Here is an 18,577-nt window from a genome sequence, read left to right as displayed (position 1 = left end):
CGGTTTTTAAACTCAAGAAGTGAACTACTATATCATTGCAGGCGAAGCGTCTGGCGACCTACACGGCGCCAATTTAATGAAAGCCATTTTGGCCGAAGACACCCATGCTAATTTTCGATTTTGGGGTGGTGATTTGATGCAAGCGGTGAGTGCCAACTTGGTGAAACACTACAAATCCCTTGCCTTTATGGGTTTTGCCGAAGTAGTAATGAATTTAAGAACCATATTTAAAAACCTTCAATTTTGTAAGGAAGATATTGACCATTTCAACCCTGATGTCATCATCTTTATAGACTATCCAGGTTTTAATTTGCGTATTGCCAAATGGGCCAAGCAGAAAGGTTATAAAACACATTATTATATCTCACCGCAAATTTGGGCTTGGAAAGAAAATCGGATTACAGCCATTAAGCGCAACGTTGATGAAATGTATGTGATTCTTCCTTTTGAAAAATCCTTTTATGAGGACAAACACCAGTTTCCTGTTCACTTTGTAGGCCATCCACTTATTGATGCTATAGGCAGCAGACCAAAAATTTCCGAAGTTGATTTCAGGGAGCAACATCAACTCACTAACAAACCCATAATTGCGCTATTACCTGGAAGCAGAAAGCAAGAAATAAAAAAAATGCTTTCGGTTATGTTATCTATAGTTGAACAATTTAAAGATTATCAGTTTGTCATTGCCGGTGCACCAAGCCAAGATTATGAGTTTTACCAAACCTATATAAAAAAATCGAATGTTGCCTTTGTAAGCAATAAAACCTACGATTTATTAAGTGTTTCAACAGCAGCTTTGGTGACTTCTGGCACCGCTACACTAGAAACAGCACTCTTTAAAGTCCCTGAAGTGGTTTGCTATAAAGGCAGTTGGATTTCTTATCAAATAGGAAAACGGTTGGTGAAATTGGAATATATTTCATTGGTGAATTTGATAATGAATAAAAAGGTTGTGACCGAGTTGATTCAGGATGATTTCAACAAAAAGCGTTTGGCTAAAGAGCTTCAACTTATATTAAATGAAAAGTATCGCACTGCAATTTTTCTAGACTATTTTGAGTTAGAACAAAAACTTGGCGGCAAAGGTGCCAGTGCTAAAACGGCAAAACTCATCGTGAATAGTTTAAAAGAAGCCTAAAATATATGACTTTCAACAAACAATACATTGGCAAAGCTGTGAAACTAATTGTGATTTCTGTTTTTCTGTTTTCCTTAAATTCTTGTAAATCATCGAAATTGCCCTCTTCAAAATCTACTACCAAAAGCATCCCTAAAACAACAACTTCAAAACCTGTATTAAATGAAACTGCCAGTGCCATTATCAAGTATGCCGAACAATTTAAAGGAGTTAAATACAAATACGGCGGCACCACCAAAAAAGGGATGGATTGTTCTGGCTTATTATACACTTCGTTTCAGTCGGAAGGCATCAACTTACCAAGGCGGTCGGAAGATATTGCAAAAACGGGCGATTGGATAGATTTAAAAGCTGTTCAACCTGGAGATTTGGTATTTTTTGCCACTCAAAAAAATAGTCGTAAGGTTAACCATGTTGGTTTGGTGACTGGTATTCGGGAAGGTTATGTTGAATTTATTCACGCCTCAACTTCGGCTGGTGTGATAACTTCATCGCTTGCCGAACGCTATTGGTATTTTGCATTTGTACAAGCACGACGGCTATTATAATATTTATTTTTAGTAACTTAGAATTATGAAGTTACTAAAGTTCCCTTTAATTTCATTTTGTTTATTTCTTATAATAGGAATTTCAGTTGGTAATTATTCAGCCTTCAATGCTGAATTGTTGTTGATTGTTCTAGCTGGTCTCAGTGTTTTACTCGCTATTCTTTTTGTTGTATTTCGAAACAAACCCATGAAGTCGGTTTGGTATGGCATCACTACTTCTGGCATTATGGTGGTATTAGGTATGTTGTTGGTTCACTATCACAACCCTATACATCTCAATAAGCATTACACACATCATGTTGACCCAAATAGCGAAACCCTTTTCACATTGAAAATTGAACGCAAGCTTAAACCTAGTTTATATCAAGACAAGTATTACGCTGAAATTCTTGATGTAAATCAAATTTCAGTTGTAGGAACAATTCTTTTAAATATTCAAAAAGACAGCATGTCTGAAATTTTTAACGTAGGTGATATAATTCTTCTGAAAAGCAAAGCACAAGAGGTTAGTAGCGCAAAAAATCCACATCAATTCGATTATAAAAATTACCTAGAAAGACACTATGTGTTTTTACAAATTAACGCAAGCGCTACTGAAATTTTCCACATAAAAGCCGCTCAACCTACTTTGTTGGCTTATGCCGATAAACTACGAAATCACATGCAGTACAAATTAAAGCATTACGGTTTGCAAGGTGACGAATTTGCCATTGTAAATGCCTTATTACTTGGACAGCGACAAGACATCAGCGAAGAAGTTTACAATAATTTTGCTGCTGCTGGCGCTATTCATATTTTGGCAGTTTCTGGACTGCATGTCGGTATCATTATGCTGTTGCTCAATTGGATTTTAAAGCCACTCACCTACCTAAGATACGGTACAGTTGCAAGAATAATTTTTGTGATTCTATTTTTGTGGAGCTTCGCCATAGTTGCGGGATTATCACCATCGGTGTCTCGTGCTGTTACTATGTTTACCGCGGTTACGATTGCCATCAATTTTAAGCGTGCTAATAATATTTATAATACGCTCGCTATTTCCGCTTTTATATTATTGCTTTTAAAACCAAATTTCTTGTTTGAAGTAGGGTTCCAAATGAGTTATTTGGCCGTTTTAGGTATTGTGAGCATCAGGCCATTACTCTATAATCATTGGAAACCAAAATTTTGGCTAGTTGACAAGTTTTGGTCCTTATTCACAGTAACCTTAGCCGCACAGATAGGTGTTTTACCTGTTAGCCTCTTTTATTTTCATCAGTTTCCTGCACTGTTCTTTGTTTCGAATCTAATAATCATTCCGTTTATGGGACTGATTTTAGGCTTAGGAATATTGGTAATTTTCTTATCATCATTAGATTGGATACCTCCATTCCTAATGCAATTTTACGCTGAAATAATCTCAACATTAAACACTTTTATTGCTCAAATTGCAAGTGCAGAAAGTTTTTTTATTCAGGACATACCGCTTAATTTTTGGCAAATGTTGGGTATTTATTTGTTGATTATAAGTTCCGTTTCTGCTTTAAAATATAGAAGTTCAAAAAGCATTCAATGGGCTTTATGTTCTGTGATTTTGGTGCAAGTTGTTTATGTTTTTTCGTATTACGAAAACGCTCAGTCGGAATTTGTGGTGTTTCAAAAAAACAGGCATACTTTGATTGGAGTAAAGAATCAACATCAATTTAAACTTTTTAGCAACTTAGATAGCCTACAGTTAAAAAGCGATAAAATAGTTAGCAACTATAAGGTTGGTAATCAAATAAAGCATTTTGAAACAGACCAGATTCAAGATGTATATCAATTTAATGAAGATATAATTTTGGTGGTTGATAGCCTCGGAGTTTACAATGTGCCATTTAAACCTTCAATTGTGTTATTGCGGGATTCGCCGAAAATTAATCTAGAGCGATTGATTGACAGTGTTCAACCTCAGCAAATTATTGCCGATGGTAGTAATTACAGAAGCTATGTGTCGCGATGGAAAGCCACTTGCGATATAAAAAAACTCCCATTTCATCATACTTATGAAATGGGAGCCTTTATTATAAAAGATTAATTTATTTTCCCGTAAAGGTTGGCACAAAAGCTTGGTAATAGTTATTAAAATCGTCCTGAGAGGACATTTCTTTGTGCTTATTACTTTGGAATAATTTGAGATACAACTCTAACTGTTGAGGATTTTGATAACCTCTGATAGGCGTTATATATTCACCTTGCTCATCAAAAAATACAATCGTCGGAAAGGCACTAACTTTTAGAAACATAGTAAGCTGATGGGTTCCGTTGCGTGTTTTTGCCTTGGCCGGATCGTAGTTTGGATTGGTGAAGGTTTTTCCCTTGTAAGTTTCGGTAGAGTTACCTTGTGCATCAAACTTCACCGCATAGTAATATTTGTTTACATAATCGGCTACGTCCTTATTTTGAAAGGTATTCTTATCTAACATCTTGCACGGACCGCACCATACGGTATAAACGTCCATCATAATCTTTTTGGGTTTCTTTTTTTGCAGCTCCAAAGCTTCTTCAAAAGATACCCAATTTATTTGTTGGGCGATACTTAAAGAAGACATAGCTAAAAAAAGCACCACTGTTTTTAATAAATACTTCATATTTCGATTTGTTGCAATTTCTAGCATAAACTTACACAAAAGCATCATTTTGCCAAGTTTTATAGGGTAAATTTAACAATTTAATCGTTATCTAACGCCGTGCATCATGCTGACAAGCTTTTTACTAATTAATAACATTACCAGACCAGCACCAGCTGGAACCAATGTAAAAATCAAGAAAAATGTAGTCATTCCATATTGTTCTACTATCGGATCGATAAAGCTTCCTGTTACACCAGCGAGCGTGTTGGCAATAAAATTGGCTACAAACCAAACCCCAAACATTAAGCCAACTAATTTAACCGGAGCCAATTTACTCACATATGACAAGCCCACTGGCGACACGCAAAGTTCTCCTAAAGTATGGAACAAATACGCTAAAATTAAAAAGATCATGCTTACCGAAGCTTCCTTAGCCCCGAGCGGTATTCCAATTGAACCGTAGGCTAATATTCCAAAGCCCAGTCCTAACAATATAAGACCTATCGCAAATTTAACTGGCCCGGAAGGATTATACTTACTTTGCCAAATTTTTGAAAACAATGGTGCAAATGCTATAATGAAAAAGGAGTTTAAAATTCCAAACCAAGACGCAGGTACTTCAGCTGAATCGGCATCAAATTCTCTTTTTAACATCCAAATAACAATTCCCCAAATAATAACAAAACTAGTACCGAGCATTAAGTTAGATAAGGCATATTTGGAATAGGTTTGTTTGAAAAGCATTACCAATACCCAGGTAATAATAAGCATGGGTATAACTGTTAAAAGCGTATTGAATATCTTAAAAATAAAAGCGCCGTTATCGACCAACACTCTGTCTGTATAGTCTGCTGCAAAAATGGTCATCGAACCACCTGCTTGTTCAAAAGCCCACCAGAAAAATATAGTAAAAAATGCAAGTACACCTATCACTTTTAACCTATCCTTGGTAACTTTTGATCGTTGTGCTTCGTCTAGAGTGTCTTCAACAGCTTCTTTAGTTTCATCGATACTATTTTCTATTGCTGAATCAAATTCTAGGGTGTTTTTCGGTGATAGGCCAATACGACCAAATATCTTTTGAGCGTAGTAAAATTGAAGCATCCCAAAAAACATAAAAATACCGGCCAGTCCAAATCCGTAATGCCAGCCTATTTTTTCTCCAATATAGCCACAAAGAAGAATTCCTAAAAAAGCACCAGCGTTAATACCCATATAAAATATGGTATAACCGGCGTCTTTCTCCTTACCCTGATTTAAATACAACTGACCCACCATAGAAGAAATATTGGGTTTAAACAAACCATTGCCGATGATTAATAATGCTAACCCAATAAAAAAGAAAGCATCAACGAAAACCTCAAGTGCCATCGAAGCATGACCTAAAGTCATTAAAAGCGCTCCCAAGACCACGGCTTTTCTATATCCCATAATTTTATCGGCAATTAATCCGCCGAATATAGGTGTGATATACACCAAGCCTGTATACCAAGCGTAGAGCAACAAAGCGCTATCACGTTCCCAGCCCCAACCTTCGTCCAAAATAGATGCCACTAAAAAAAGCACCAATAATGCACGCATTCCGTAATAGGAAAAACGTTCCCACATTTCGGTAAAAAATAATACAAATAATCCCGAAGGGTGACCTAATACGGTTCTTTGATTGAAATCTGAACCTCCAAATTTAAATTCCATATTAATGATTTAAGTTAGTTAAGTAGTTTAATTAATTCCCAAGTGACGCCTTGATAAAATTCGTCATTTTGGTATAAAGATGTAAACGGGTGTTGCCGCCGTAAATACCGTGATTCTTATCTGGATAAATCAGCCATTCAAATTGTTTGTTGGCTTGTATTAAAGCTTCAACCATTCGGGTTGTATTTTGAACATGCACATTGTCGTCGGCCGAGCCGTGCACTAATAAAAAATCTCCCTTTAATTTTTCTACATGATTTATTGGTGAATTGTTATCGTAGCCAGCAGCATTTTCTTGGGGTGTGGTCATGTAGCGCTCGGTGTAAATGGTGTCGTAAAACCTCCAACTGGTGACAGGAGCGACTGCAATAGCCATTTTAAACACATCGTTCCCTTGAAATAAGGCGTTGCTACTCATAAAACCGCCATAACTCCAGCCCCAAATACCAATTCTTTCGGCGTCAATAAAAGCTTGACTTCCTAATTTTTTGGCCGCTTCAATTTGATCTTCAACCTCGTATTTACCGAGTTCGTTTTGGGTGACTTTCTTAAATTCTGCACCTTTTAATCCAGTGCCGCGTCCGTCAACACAGGCGATGATATAGCCTTGTTGGGCTAACATTTGATGCCAGTAATCATTTGTACCGTGCCATCGGTTAGCTACTTGTTGCGACCCAGGTCCGGAATACTGAAACATCAATAATGGATATGACTTACTTGCATCGAAATCTAATGGCTTGATCATATACATATTAAGGTCATTGCCATTTACTTGAATGGTACTGAATTCTTTTGGAGCTATTTTGTAGTTACTCAATTGCGCAGCTAGTGATTGGTTGTCTACTATATTTTTGAGTAGTTTACCCGTTTTGCTATCATGCAAGGTGTAATTCGGCGGCGTTGTGGTGCTGGAATGGGTGTTGATAAAGTAAGTGAAATCTGCACTAAACGAAGCGCTGTTCGTGCCTTCTTTTGAACTTAATCTTATCTTATTTTTGCCGTTTAAACCTATGGCATATACGTCTCTATTGATAGAACCATTTTCAACCGATTGGTAAAATATGCGCTTCGTTTTTGCATCATAACCATAATAGCTTGTAACTTCCCAGTTGCCGTTGGTAATTTGATTAATTGATTTACCCGTTTTATCATAATGATAGATATGATTGTAGCCATCTTTTTCGCTGGTCCAAATAAAGCTATGATTGTTTAAAAAGGTTAAATCGGAGGTAACGTCTACATAAGCTTTATCTACTTCGGCAAGTACTAAAGAAGCTTTCATAGTTTTGGCATCTATAAACCAAAGGTCTAGTTCATTCTGGTGTCTGTTTAAAAATTGAGCACTTAAAATATTAGCGTCTTTACTCCATTTAATGCGCGGTATATAAAAATCGTTATACGTCTTGTCAACCTTAACCTCGGTAGTGGTTTTTGTGTTTAAATCATACAGGTGCAGCGATACCAAAGCATTAGCTTCTCCTGCTTTTGGGTACTTGAATACTTGCTGGATTTGGTATAAATCACTGCCATAAACATCCATTGAAAATTCGGGCACATCTGTTTCATCAAACCTGATAAAGGCAATTTTATCACCAGCGGCATTCCAATCAAAGGCACGTACGAATCCAAATTCTTCTTCGTATACCCAATCGGTAATCCCGTTGATGATGGTGTTCTTTTCACCATCAAAGGTAATTTGACTCGTATCACCTGAAACCAAATCTTTCACATAAAGGTTGTTATTTAAGCCATAGGCAATTTTATCACCGTTAGGAGATAATGTGGGTTCTTGTATTGGTTCCTCTGCAACTTTAATGAGTGATTTATCAACTGTATTGTATACGTAATAGGTCCCTAAGGTACTGCGACGGTAGATTGACGTTTGATCCGTAGTGAGCAATATTTTTGATTCATCGCTGCTAAAACTGTAATCGATAAAGCTAGGAATGGTTTCTAAATCTTCAGAAGATAAAATGGTAGAAACTTTCTCAAGCGTGCTGTAATCATATAAATCGATGCTGGATGTTCTATTGGCTCTGTTGAAATTTAAAACGGCGTATTGCTTGCCATTATTCATGGAGTGCAAGGATTGCATGCCTTGTGTTCTGAACGTGCCGTCCCAAATTGATTCTATTGTAATGGATTTATTTTGAGCATTTATGGAAGTAAAAAAGCACATGCCCAGTGCTAAAAATAGGAGCCTAATTGTCATTAACGTGAAATTATTATGTATTTGTTGTCAAGTTTACTAAAAATTCGGCAAAAACTCCTAACTATTAACACGAAAAACGCAATATTAAAACGCTGCTTCATCTTTTATTTTGAATAATAGTATCTTTGCACTGCTTTAAACTGCTTACCATGACACAAACTGTTTCCGGTTTTTCTAAATTGTCTAAATCTGAAAAAATTAACTGGATCATAAAACACCATCTTCAAGATAGCGCGGATGCAAGAACCATTATTTTACAATATTGGAATTCAAATGAAGCCTTGCAAAATCTTCACGACGAGTTCATTGAAAATACCATTAGCAACTATTACTTACCATTTGCGGTAGCACCTAACTTTAAGATAAACAACGCTATTTATACCATTCCTATGGCAATAGAAGAAAGCTCGGTGGTGGCTGCAGCTAGTAAAGCCGCCAAATTTTGGTTAGACCGCGGTGGTTTTAAAGCTGAAGTTATTAATACCTCTAAAGTTGGTCAGGTTCATTTTAATTATACTGGCTCTATACAGTCGTTACAAGATTTTTTTAAAGAGATAAAGCCAAAACTTATTAGCGCAACAGAAGCCTTAACAGGCAATATGATAAAGCGCGGCGGTGGCATTATCGATATAGAATTAAGAGACAAAAGTGAATTATTGCCAAATTACTACCAATTGCACGCCACGTTTGAAACCTTAGATGCTATGGGTGCTAATTTCATCAATTCGTGTTTAGAGCAGTTTGCGCATACACTTAAAGATGAAGCCACAACAAATGCCTACACAAAACAAAATCGTTTAGAGGTTATCATGAGTATTTTATCTAACTACGTTCCAGAGTGTTTGGTAACAGCTGAAGTTAGTTGTAAGGTTGAAGATTTAAAAGATAACGACGGGATTAATCCCGAAGACTTTGCCCAGAAATTTGTTCAAGCTGTTAAGATAGCCGAAGTTGAGCCGTACCGTGCTGTAACCCATAACAAAGGTATTATGAACGGTATTGATGCCGTGGTATTGGCCACAGGAAATGATTTTAGGGCAGTGGAAGCCGGTATTCACGCCTATGCTGCTAAGGATGGTCGCTATAAAAGTTTAAGCCATGCAAGTGTTGAGAACGGTATATTTAAATTTTGGATTGAAATACCTTTGGCTTTAGGCACGGTAGGCGGATTAACAAAATTACATCCATTGGTAAAAGTTGCCTTGCAATTACTAGGGAATCCCACAGCAAAGGATTTAATGAAAATTACTGCCGTTGCGGGTTTGGCTCAAAATTTCGCTGCCTTGAAATCGTTAACAACAACGGGGATTCAACAAGGCCATATGAAAATGCATTTGATGAACATACTCAATCAATTAGAAGCCACTTCCGAAGAAAAACAATTAATAGTAGCACATTTCAAAACCCACACAGTAACGCACAATTCAGTTATTGAAGCTTTAAAAGCGCACCGAACCAAATAAAATCTCAATAAATTGCCACAGTTTTACAGCAACGGAAAATTATTAATCACTGGGGAATATACCGTACTTGACGGTGCTTTCGCTTTGGCTGTACCTACTGTTTTCGGTCAGTATTTAACCCTGGTAGAAAATAACAAACCTAATATTTCCTGGCAAAGTTTAGACCTTAACGATAAGGTTTGGTTTGAAACCGTACTTAATTTTGACGGGCAAACTATTAGCAGCAATAAACCAGATGACCACATTGCCAAAACCTTGGTAAACATTTTTCAAGTCGCCCAGCAGTTAAATCCGAAGTTTTTATTGCCACAACGAGGTTTTGACATGAGTTCAAAACTAACTTTTAACAGACATTGGGGTCTGGGTTCATCGTCTACGTTAATTAATAATATTGCTAATTGGGCCAAGGTAGATGCCTATGAATTACTTTCGAAAACCTTTGGTGGCAGCGGTTATGATATTGCCTGTGCTCAGCATGACACAGCGATTACCTATCAATTAAAGAATACAACTGAAAGAACCGTCACGACTCAAAATTTTAATCCGAGTTTTAAAACACAGCTATATTTCGTATATCTAAACAAAAAACAAAACAGCCGGCAAGCCATCGCACACTATCAAGTCAATCGGGGAAATATACAATCGGCCATTGACGACATAAGCGGCATTACCAAGGAGCTATTAATTTGCAAAGACACTCAAAGTTTTGACCAATTAATCACTTCACACGAAGGAATTATATCAAAACTATTGAATCTTCCGCCAGTTAAAGAACAATATTTTAAAGACTTCGCTGGTAGCATAAAAAGTTTAGGTGCATGGGGTGGCGATTTTATCATGGTACGGTCTGGTGAAAATCCTGAAAATTACTTCAAAAGTAAAGGGTTTGAGATAGTGATTCCTTTTTCGGAAATGGTGAAATAATTTTCCTGTGGTCGATTGGCGGTTTTGGTTCAGATTCTGTTCAATGTTTAATGTTTTTTTACGCTGTGATTGAAATAAAAAAAGCCTCACCTAAGTGAAGCTTTTTAATATAATTTATATAACTAATTCTAGTAAAATAAGGCTCTGTTATCTTCAATTTCAGCCTTTTCTTTTAAAGCTTCGTATACTTTAGACAACACAGTGCCAGTACGGGCATTGGTTAATCTGTTCATGATTGCCGTATAATTATCTAATGCTGGTGCTTCGTTTACCTTGGTAACTTGTACCATATAAACGCCTTTTTCTCCATCTATTAATTTAGAGGTTGCACCTTCATTTAAGCCTGAAGCAACACCAACTACTTTGGGTTCGTTACCTGCACCTGCTAAGGTAGTGCTGGCCATGTTAACAGCGTTGGCAGTTCTAACGGTTTCACCTTGATTGGCTGCAAACTCTTCAACGGTTGCTGCTTTTACAGAGGCTCTAATCATTGCCGCTTTTTTCTCGTTGCGCACTTTTGGTAAGGCCGTTGCAGTGGCGTCTTCAACGTTTAAAATTCCTTTAGGTGTTTTCTTTACTAATTGTACCACAACAAAACCTCTTCCAGCCACTGGGAAACTTTTTACAGAACCTTCTTTAGTGCCTTTTTCAAATGCCCAACGCACGATTGGTCTTTGATTGTCTAGGCCTGGGATACGCTCATCTAATTCTTTTACTCCATTAACTGGACGCACCGAGTAGTTGTTTTCGGCAGCTACTTCATTAAAATCTTTGTCCTGAACCGCTAGTTCAAATCGGCCTTTTTGGTTGAAGACTTCGTTTATGGTTTCTTCAGATGGCTCTATGCGTCTTGCTAGGTTTGCGATTTTAATGGCGCGCTCGTAATTTTTTGCTTCGTCTATTCTTATGATATGAAAACCGTATTGGGTTTCAACAATTTCAACTGTTCCGACTGGATTGTAGAAAATATAATCGGCATAATCTGGATCGAAAGCGTTTGGGTTGAAGGTTGCCAATCTTGTCCAACCAACTTCGCCGTTGGTACTTTTGCTACCGTCGGAATTAATTTCAGAAGCTAGTTCGTTAAATTTAGTTTTGTTATTTTTTACCAAAGGCAACAAGCTGTCCACCATAAATTGAGCTTCTTCTCTCGTAGTAGTTACACCTTCGGCACGATTTGAGCCTTGGTAAGGGACAATAATATGACTGTGTTTTACCGAATCGGCCACTTGCATTTCTTCTAGAACCTTAGTTAATTGAAACAAATTATTGTTCTTATAAACTGATGTAATACTGCCTACAGGCATAGTGATAAGTGAATCGGCATAGGCCGCTGGCAATTGTCTTTTAGTTAAAAATCGATCTAAAAGTTTGATATCAGAATTGGCATTAACAAAAGTCTCAATATCCTTAGTATTTAAAAAGCCTTTGATGGTATCGTTACTTTTAGAGCTTTCGTTAAACTCAACTCTGTCGTTTAGTAAAGCCGTAACGCTATTTTTGATATTGTCTTCGTCGGTTTCAGATGCTGTTTCAATAAATTCAACAAAAACGATGTCTCTGGTGGCTTCTACTTCAAACTGATCTTTATTTCTATCTACGTAAGCTTTAATGTCACTTTCTTTTATTTCAATTAAGCTATCGGCGATTTTCGTAAATGGTACAAAAGCGAACTTCACATCCACTGTTCTGGCATCTTTCCTGTATTCAACTTCTGCTTCAGAAATAGTTGCACCCACACCTGCTTTTATCATATTGTAATACGACTGCTCTAGAGCACCTTTGGCTAAAGCCTGCTCGTTGTTTGCCCATTCGCTGTAATTAATCATGAAGTTACCCAATGGCGCACGCTCTGGATTGATATCTTTTAGGTTTGAAATAAAAGCGTCCATTCTGTTTTCGTCAAACAAGCCAGCTTCATTTTGAAATTCTGGATACATAGCAAAACTTTCCTTGATGATGTCGCGCATTTGGTCTTGCTCAACGCTGAGTCCAAGTTTGTCAAATTCGGTTTCTAAAACTACGGTACGTAGCTCTTGCTCCCAAACACTGTTCATGGTTTGCATTGTTGAACTTTGCGGACCCATTTGGTTTTGTCTGTTTTCCACACGTTGCATAAACTCCACACGGTTAACATCTTTACCGTTTATGGTTGCTAATACATCGGGGTTTCCTCCAAATAAAGTGCCACTTCTAAAAAGATCTGATAATACAAAGGCAAATAACGCCATTGCAATTACCACTATAAGTACAATTGATTTTTGTCTGATTTTATTTAAAACCGCCATTTTATTGTTTTAAGTTGATAAAAATAAGTGTGCGAAAATAGTATTTTCTACCTAATAATAAAAGTAGAACAAGGTATTTTATTGGTTATTGAACGTTTTATTCCTTGGTTTGCAGCTGCAATTCTACCACATCTATTTTTGTGGATGACACTTCTAGAATGGTAAAGAGGAAATGGTCTATTTCAACACGGTCGTTTATCTCAGGAATTCCTTCTGTTTTATGAACAATGAGTCCGCCTAAAGTTTCGTAAGCCTCGTTTTCGGGCAGGTTGAGTTTATAGGTTTCGTTGAGGTAATCAACTTCTAGTCTGGCCGATAATTTAAAGGTGTTTTCGTCTAGTTGCTCTTCAATCATTTCGTCGATATCGTGTTCGTCTTCAATTTCGCCAAACAATTCTTCTACAATATCTTCAACGGTTAGAAGTCCTGAAGTCCCGCCATATTCATCAATAACCACAGCGATGCTTTTTCGTTTTTTAGTAAGTGTGTTCATGATGTCTTTAACAAACATGGCTTCGGGCACGAATTCCACTGGGCGTAGTACCGATTTGATATTTTGGGGCTTTTTAAACAATTCAAATGAATGTACATAGCCTAGAACGTCGTCAATATTTTCTTTGTAAATTAATACTTTGGAACACCCAGTTTCGATAAATAATTGTCTTAACTCATCTATTTTATCCTGAATGTCTAGCGCAATAATCTCGGTTCTAGGAACCATAACATCACGTGCTTTTACAGCTGAAAATTGCAATGCATTTTGAAATATTTGAATTTCGGAGTCCAGTTCTTCGTCCTCTTCAAGGGATTCCATTTGTTCGCTAATGTAATTTCCGAGTTCTACCTTACTTAAATCCAGCTCCATATTGTCGCCTTCCGTTTTAAAAAGGTGTTTAAGAATAATATCGGAAATCCAGATAGCAAAATCGGAAAACAAACTAAACAGCAAGTAAAAAAAGTAGGCAGGAACCGCGAAAATTTTAATGAGTGTATTAGAGTATAACTGGAAAAATACCTTTGGTAAAAACTCGGCTGTAAATAAAATGATTAAAGTAGAAATAACTGTTTGCGACAGTAGTCGCAGGTCTTGAAAAAGGTAATTTATGAAGGTAAAATCAGAAGGTGTAACGGATTGGAACCAATTCACCAACACATCGCCCATAACAAAACCATAAATAACGAGTGCCACATTGTTACCAATGAGCATGCTTGCAATAAATTTAGAAGGTTTTGCTGTGAGTTTACCTAAAATTAGGGCTATAAATCCGTTTTGCTTTTTTTCAATTTCGATATGAATTTTGTTGGATGATACATAAGCGATCTCCATTCCTGAAAAAAAGGCTGATAAAATTAAAGAAACTACTATTATTAGCAGAGAATAATCCATGCTTTATTGTTTACCACGATCTTCAAATCGCTTTCTGAATTTTCTTCGGAAGAAAAATAAAAACAACGCCAGAGCGAAAAAGAACAAGGACATATAATCAATTTTTCCTTCGGTATTCCAGGCTTTGAACGCTTCGTATAAAAACAAAACTGCTACTACAAGGTAGGCGTATTGAAATATTTTTAAAAAAGTCATTGTATAGAGTTGAGCCGCAAAGATATTAATTATCTATTTGGAATTCGCTATTATTCATTTCTAAGATGTTAATCTGCGTGAAATCTACATCGGAATCTAAGCCGTTTCCATAGGTATCACCAGATGGCGATTTCAGTCTAAAAGGGTTGTTGGTAAACACCCATTCATCTTTTTCAAAATAGTAAAGCTGATCGGTGTACAACGTATCGTTTTTGTAGGTTGCGAGTTTAACATTTCCCTGTAGATCAATCATAGCCGTTTCGTTGTAATAGATGGCATAATCTGAAATAACAGTGCTTTTATTTTGATTTTTATCGTACAGAATTAGAAATATACCTTCAGGAAATTCAGAATATCCAAATTCTCTATTTGAATAATCCAGCATTTTCGGACTGAGAAGATTGGCAGTTAACAAACCTGAATCGGTGTATTTTAGATTTATGTCTTTGGCCACACCAGCAGGTTCATTTTGAAGCACGCCTACTTGTTGTACCTTTTTAAAATTATCGGCACACTGAAAACACAAAGTCACAGCTAAAACTGTGACTAAGTGTAGGATATTATTTTTTTTAAGATATTTCATTAAACATTTGGCACCTTAATGGATCGGCCAATCCAGCAACTTATATTGATTGTTTCACCAGAATTTCCTTCTTGAAAAATTTCGCTTTTTGATGGTGCTTTCGCCTCGTAACTTGTTTTAGATTGTTCTGAAAGACCGCGTAATGTTGGGTCTAATCGTCCAGCTTTTTCAGCTTCTTGTGCCGCTAACCAAAATACCGCTCGTTTGTTAAAGTTAGTATCTCCACAGCTATTTGCACTTGATGCATACATGCTCGCAATTAACAAATGTGGTCTGCCGTTGGAAGGATTGAGCCTTAAAGAATTCTCTAAATAGGTTCTTGCTTGTGCGTATCTACCTTTATTTTTTAAGGTAATACCAATTTTTACAGCACGGTTTGCTTTTTTGATCGGATCAGTTTCCAAACTATATGCTTGCTCTAAGTATTTAAAAGCTTCGCTTTCTTTTCCGTCTTTCATCAACAAGTCAGCAACAAAGACTTTAGTATCAGACGAAGGCGCGGCTGCATCGTAGGCTTTCACTAATTTAATATACAATGGATCATCAGTACATTCTTTGGCATACATACGGTTAACTGAACGCTTTAACCAAACGTCGTCTGTTTTGTATTGCTCAAAATCTCTTTCGTACAGTGGGATTAAAACCTCACAATTTGCTCTATCACCCAACTTACGTTCCATACCACTTGAAATTTGATCGTAGGCATTCAGGTAACTTTCATAACTCTTTTTGTAGCTTGGCTCTTTATCTGTTAGGGTTTTGCCCGCTTCTTCCTTTTCAACTAAAGGATTTAACAGCCCTGAATATTTAATGACTTCGGTTTCAACTTTATCGTTTAAATCATCGTACTTATCGAACATTTCTTGAACAGCTCTCTTTTTTTCATCAAATAAATCAACCATTACTGAGAAATACGTGTAAAGACCTTTAGGGTTATCGAAATTATCTTTGTCTTCGGTATAGGCTTTATCAAAAGCTTTATATACAGTTTCATTATCTAATTTGAGCTCCTTTTTATAGTCATACATCAATTGCGCCTTGTCACCATAAACTTTACCTTTTTTATAGTATTGCGGGTAATATTCTAATGACTGGTCCCATAGCAACAATAAATCGTTAATAAAAGCGACCTTTTCAGCACCATTGCTGTTTTGTATTTTATCGTCTAGGATTCGTTCGCCGTATTGATAAATAGCCCGGTTAAACTTTGGACATTTGGTGCGGACAGCCATCCAAGGTTGATAAGCATCATTATAATTTTTCTTTTTTGCGAATTCAGAAAAAATCTGAAGATTGTTCATGCATTCTTCATCTTGCTGAGCAAAACTTAAATTTACGCTTACCATTAAGGCTGCTAAGATTAAAGTAAGTCTCGTTTTCATTTTTTTAGAGTATTTAGTTAAATTTTCGTTTTTGAAACCATCTATCGTTCAAAGATAAACTTAAACTTGTATTGAAAAAGTTCTCTTGAATCAAATTTTCTTTCGTTGTGCCTCGCTGTCCGTACTCAAAACCGAGGTTTAAAAGCGAGAACATATTGCCCAACGGTAGACTCATTCCAAAAGTAATGCCAAACTCATCAATGGACTGATTATTTATGTTGAGTCCTGTAGTTTCGTATCTCAAACCAGCACGGTAAGTAACTCTTTTTAAGTAACCTGTGAAAGCGTTATAATTTGGCAGATAAAAACCACCTACAGATATTCTGTAGGCATTTTCGAAAGTTGAGTTATCGATATTTACAATAGGGTTTGCAAACTTGCTCGTTTGTTGCATACTATATTCTGCACCTACAAACCATTTTTGTCTTAAGCCAATACCAGCTCCAAAACCATAACGCATTGGTAAGGTTAAATCAGTTTCTGCTAATCCTGCAGCTTCAAGATCTGCTTCAATGGTATCTACTTCATTAATGGCTCCAGTTGTGTTATTAAATGTGATGGTAGAAAAAGAACGGTTATTTCTTGAAGTTAGATTGGATTCTGGTTGAAACGTTGCTGAGGCGGTTAAATCGTACTTTTCAAAAATAGTTGTAGTATAATTAGCTCCAAAATTGTAGTTCAAACCACTGAGATTAGATTGATTGTTTTGACGGGTTTGAAACTGTAATGGCACGCCTTCACTATCTCGTAAAAAAGCTATAGCGCTATTTTCAATACTACCGAAATTATAGCTAACATCAAGTCCAACTCGTAACTTTTTATTAACGGAATAGGCAAGACCCAAAAAGGCCTTATTTACACCGCCGTCGCCTTCATAGATATTAGCAAGACGCTCTTCGTCATTAATATCTTGCAAGTTGTAGCCCACCGAAGTGAAAGGCAGCAAACCGAAACCAAGACCAAATTTACCTATTGGCAAATTCATGGCTAAATATTCGAAAGATGTGGCGTTAGCCTTAGCGCTACTTGTATTACTTTTTAAATTTGTTGAATTAAAATTTCCTCCAACAGAAAAACGCACTGGACGTGATTCTTCATTATAAGCTTTTAAATTATTGCCTGTGTAAAAAGCCGGGTTTCGCAGGTTTAAATGTATAGAATCGTTGTAGATACTTAATCCACCCATACTCCTATTTTCAACCGTGCCTTTAAAATTTAAGGTACCAATACCGTAAAAAGAATAGGGCGATGCAGTACCTTGTTGAGAATAAGTATTTACAGCTAGTGCTGTTACAAAAACTACCAGAAGTTTTTTAATCATTATTTGGTATTAAATTCTAAAAGACTATTTAATCCTTCCAAAAGAAATTTTGAGTTGGCAAATATGCTATTTTTTAATCGGTTTGCCAAGAGTTTGGCATCACCTCCTGTTAAAATAACTGTTAAATCTGTGTAATTTTTTTTATAATCAGAAATTACACCGTCTAATTCTTTCAATAATCCGCCAAAAGTACCACTATGTATTGATGATAACGTAGAATCTCCAAACAATGCATCCGGCGGGCTTGGTTTTAATAACGGCAACTTGGCTGTAAAAGTATGGAGCGCTTTATATCTCATGCTCAGTCCCGGCGAAATGCCACCGCCGAGAAAGTGCTTGTTCTTATCAATAAAATCGTAGGTTATACAACTGCCGACATCTATTACAAGCACATTAATATTAGGGTATTGAATAGCCGCCGCTGCCGCAAGTGCCAATCTATCGGAGCCAATAGTATGCGGTGTTTTATAAAGATTTTTAAACGGTAACTTTATAGTCGCATCTACATTTAAAATAGGTATTAAATCAGTTAATTTATTCATGACGGACTCAGGCAACTTTCCAACATTAGATATAATAGCCCGTTTTGGCTGCTTCGCTCTTACTAATTTTTTTACCTCTATATAAATTCTGGATTTTGAAAATTCCTTTTTATCTACCATGACATCTCCTTGAAACAAAGCGAGTTTCACCAAGGTATTACCGACATCAATAATTAGGTTCATTGCTAAAATTTGGCTGTAAAATTACAAAATCAAATTTTTAAAGTTTATTTTTGTGAATAATAAAAATGAAGCTATATTTGCAACCGCATTTTACGCGACTGGTGCCTTAGCTCAGTTGGTAGAGC

At 36.6% G+C, this 18,577-nt stretch carries 15 protein-coding genes; 5 read left to right on the top strand and 10 right to left on the bottom strand.

Features of this window, described 5'->3' with window-relative positions:
* Positions 1–19: 19 nt before the first annotated feature.
* From lpxB to V7Z48_RS07735, 3 genes are read left to right on the top strand one after another with little or no spacing between them, the layout of a single operon-like run.
* Positions 20–1,138, top strand: a complete 1,119-nt coding sequence (gene lpxB, locus V7Z48_RS07745; RefSeq protein WP_334112836.1) for a lipid-A-disaccharide synthase — start codon at positions 20–22, stop codon at positions 1,136–1,138.
* A gap of 5 nt (positions 1,139–1,143) precedes the next feature.
* On the top strand, positions 1,144–1,686 hold the full coding sequence (locus tag V7Z48_RS07740) for a C40 family peptidase (RefSeq protein ID WP_334112835.1): 543 nt from the start codon (positions 1,144–1,146) through the stop codon (positions 1,684–1,686).
* Between the two features lie 25 nt (positions 1,687–1,711).
* Positions 1,712–3,742: a ComEC/Rec2 family competence protein gene (locus V7Z48_RS07735; RefSeq protein WP_334112834.1), complete on the top strand. Its 2,031-nt coding sequence runs from the start codon at positions 1,712–1,714 to the stop codon at positions 3,740–3,742.
* 1 nt (position 3,743) lies between these two features.
* Here the strand turns inward: V7Z48_RS07735 and V7Z48_RS07730 are convergent, their stop codons facing one another.
* The 3 genes from V7Z48_RS07730 to V7Z48_RS07720 form a co-directional block, all read right to left on the bottom strand.
* Positions 3,744–4,295: a thioredoxin family protein gene (locus tag V7Z48_RS07730; RefSeq protein ID WP_334112833.1), complete on the bottom strand. Its 552-nt coding sequence runs from the start codon at positions 4,293–4,295 to the stop codon at positions 3,744–3,746.
* Positions 4,296–4,382: 87 nt separating this feature from the next.
* Positions 4,383–5,972, bottom strand: a complete 1,590-nt coding sequence (locus tag V7Z48_RS07725) for a peptide MFS transporter (protein WP_334112832.1) — start codon at positions 5,970–5,972, stop codon at positions 4,383–4,385.
* Between the two features lie 31 nt (positions 5,973–6,003).
* The gene (locus tag V7Z48_RS07720) at positions 6,004–8,184 is read right to left on the bottom strand and encodes a S9 family peptidase (RefSeq protein WP_334112831.1); all 2,181 of its coding nucleotides are present in this window, start codon (positions 8,182–8,184) and stop codon (positions 6,004–6,006) included.
* Between the two features lie 149 nt (positions 8,185–8,333).
* Between V7Z48_RS07720 and V7Z48_RS07715 the strand changes: the two genes are divergently transcribed.
* Both V7Z48_RS07715 and V7Z48_RS07710 read left to right on the top strand, forming a co-directional pair.
* The gene (locus tag V7Z48_RS07715) at positions 8,334–9,647 is read left to right on the top strand and encodes a hydroxymethylglutaryl-CoA reductase, degradative (RefSeq protein ID WP_334112830.1); all 1,314 of its coding nucleotides are present in this window, start codon (positions 8,334–8,336) and stop codon (positions 9,645–9,647) included.
* Between the two features lie 12 nt (positions 9,648–9,659).
* Positions 9,660–10,571, top strand: coding sequence for a GYDIA family GHMP kinase (locus V7Z48_RS07710; protein WP_334112829.1), 912 nt, complete (start codon positions 9,660–9,662; stop codon positions 10,569–10,571).
* A 128-nt stretch (positions 10,572–10,699) separates the two neighbouring features.
* On the opposite strand, the gene V7Z48_RS07705 is transcribed toward V7Z48_RS07710, so the two are convergent.
* From V7Z48_RS07705 to V7Z48_RS07675, 7 genes are all read right to left on the bottom strand, one after another.
* Entirely contained in the window at positions 10,700–12,859 is a 2,160-nt protein-coding gene (locus V7Z48_RS07705; protein WP_334112828.1) for a peptidylprolyl isomerase, read from the bottom strand.
* Between the two features lie 97 nt (positions 12,860–12,956).
* The gene (locus V7Z48_RS07700) at positions 12,957–14,246 is read right to left on the bottom strand and encodes a hemolysin family protein (protein WP_334112827.1); all 1,290 of its coding nucleotides are present in this window, start codon (positions 14,244–14,246) and stop codon (positions 12,957–12,959) included.
* A 3-nt stretch (positions 14,247–14,249) separates the two neighbouring features.
* Positions 14,250–14,441, bottom strand: a complete 192-nt coding sequence (locus V7Z48_RS07695) for a hypothetical protein (protein WP_334112826.1) — start codon at positions 14,439–14,441, stop codon at positions 14,250–14,252.
* 25 nt (positions 14,442–14,466) lie between these two features.
* On the bottom strand, positions 14,467–15,024 hold the full coding sequence (gene lptC / locus V7Z48_RS07690) for an LPS export ABC transporter periplasmic protein LptC (RefSeq protein WP_334112825.1): 558 nt from the start codon (positions 15,022–15,024) through the stop codon (positions 14,467–14,469).
* Positions 15,024–16,406, bottom strand: coding sequence for a tetratricopeptide repeat protein (locus V7Z48_RS07685; protein WP_334112824.1), 1,383 nt, complete (start codon positions 16,404–16,406; stop codon positions 15,024–15,026). Before V7Z48_RS07685 ends, lptC begins: the two co-directional genes overlap by 1 nt.
* 13 nt (positions 16,407–16,419) lie before the next feature.
* The gene (locus V7Z48_RS07680; protein ID WP_334112823.1) at positions 16,420–17,727 is read right to left on the bottom strand and encodes a hypothetical protein; all 1,308 of its coding nucleotides are present in this window, start codon (positions 17,725–17,727) and stop codon (positions 16,420–16,422) included.
* Positions 17,727–18,452, bottom strand: coding sequence for a type III pantothenate kinase (locus tag V7Z48_RS07675; protein ID WP_334112822.1), 726 nt, complete (start codon positions 18,450–18,452; stop codon positions 17,727–17,729). The genes V7Z48_RS07680 and V7Z48_RS07675 overlap by 1 nt, the downstream gene beginning before the upstream one ends.
* Positions 18,453–18,577: the final 125 nt, after the last annotated feature.

Source organism: Paucihalobacter sp. (assembly GCF_036825875.1).
In the GTDB taxonomy this organism is placed as follows: Bacteria; Bacteroidota; Bacteroidia; order Flavobacteriales; family Flavobacteriaceae; genus Paucihalobacter.
Note: the sequence above shows the minus strand (reverse complement) of the source record. Positions and strands in the feature narration are given on the sequence as shown.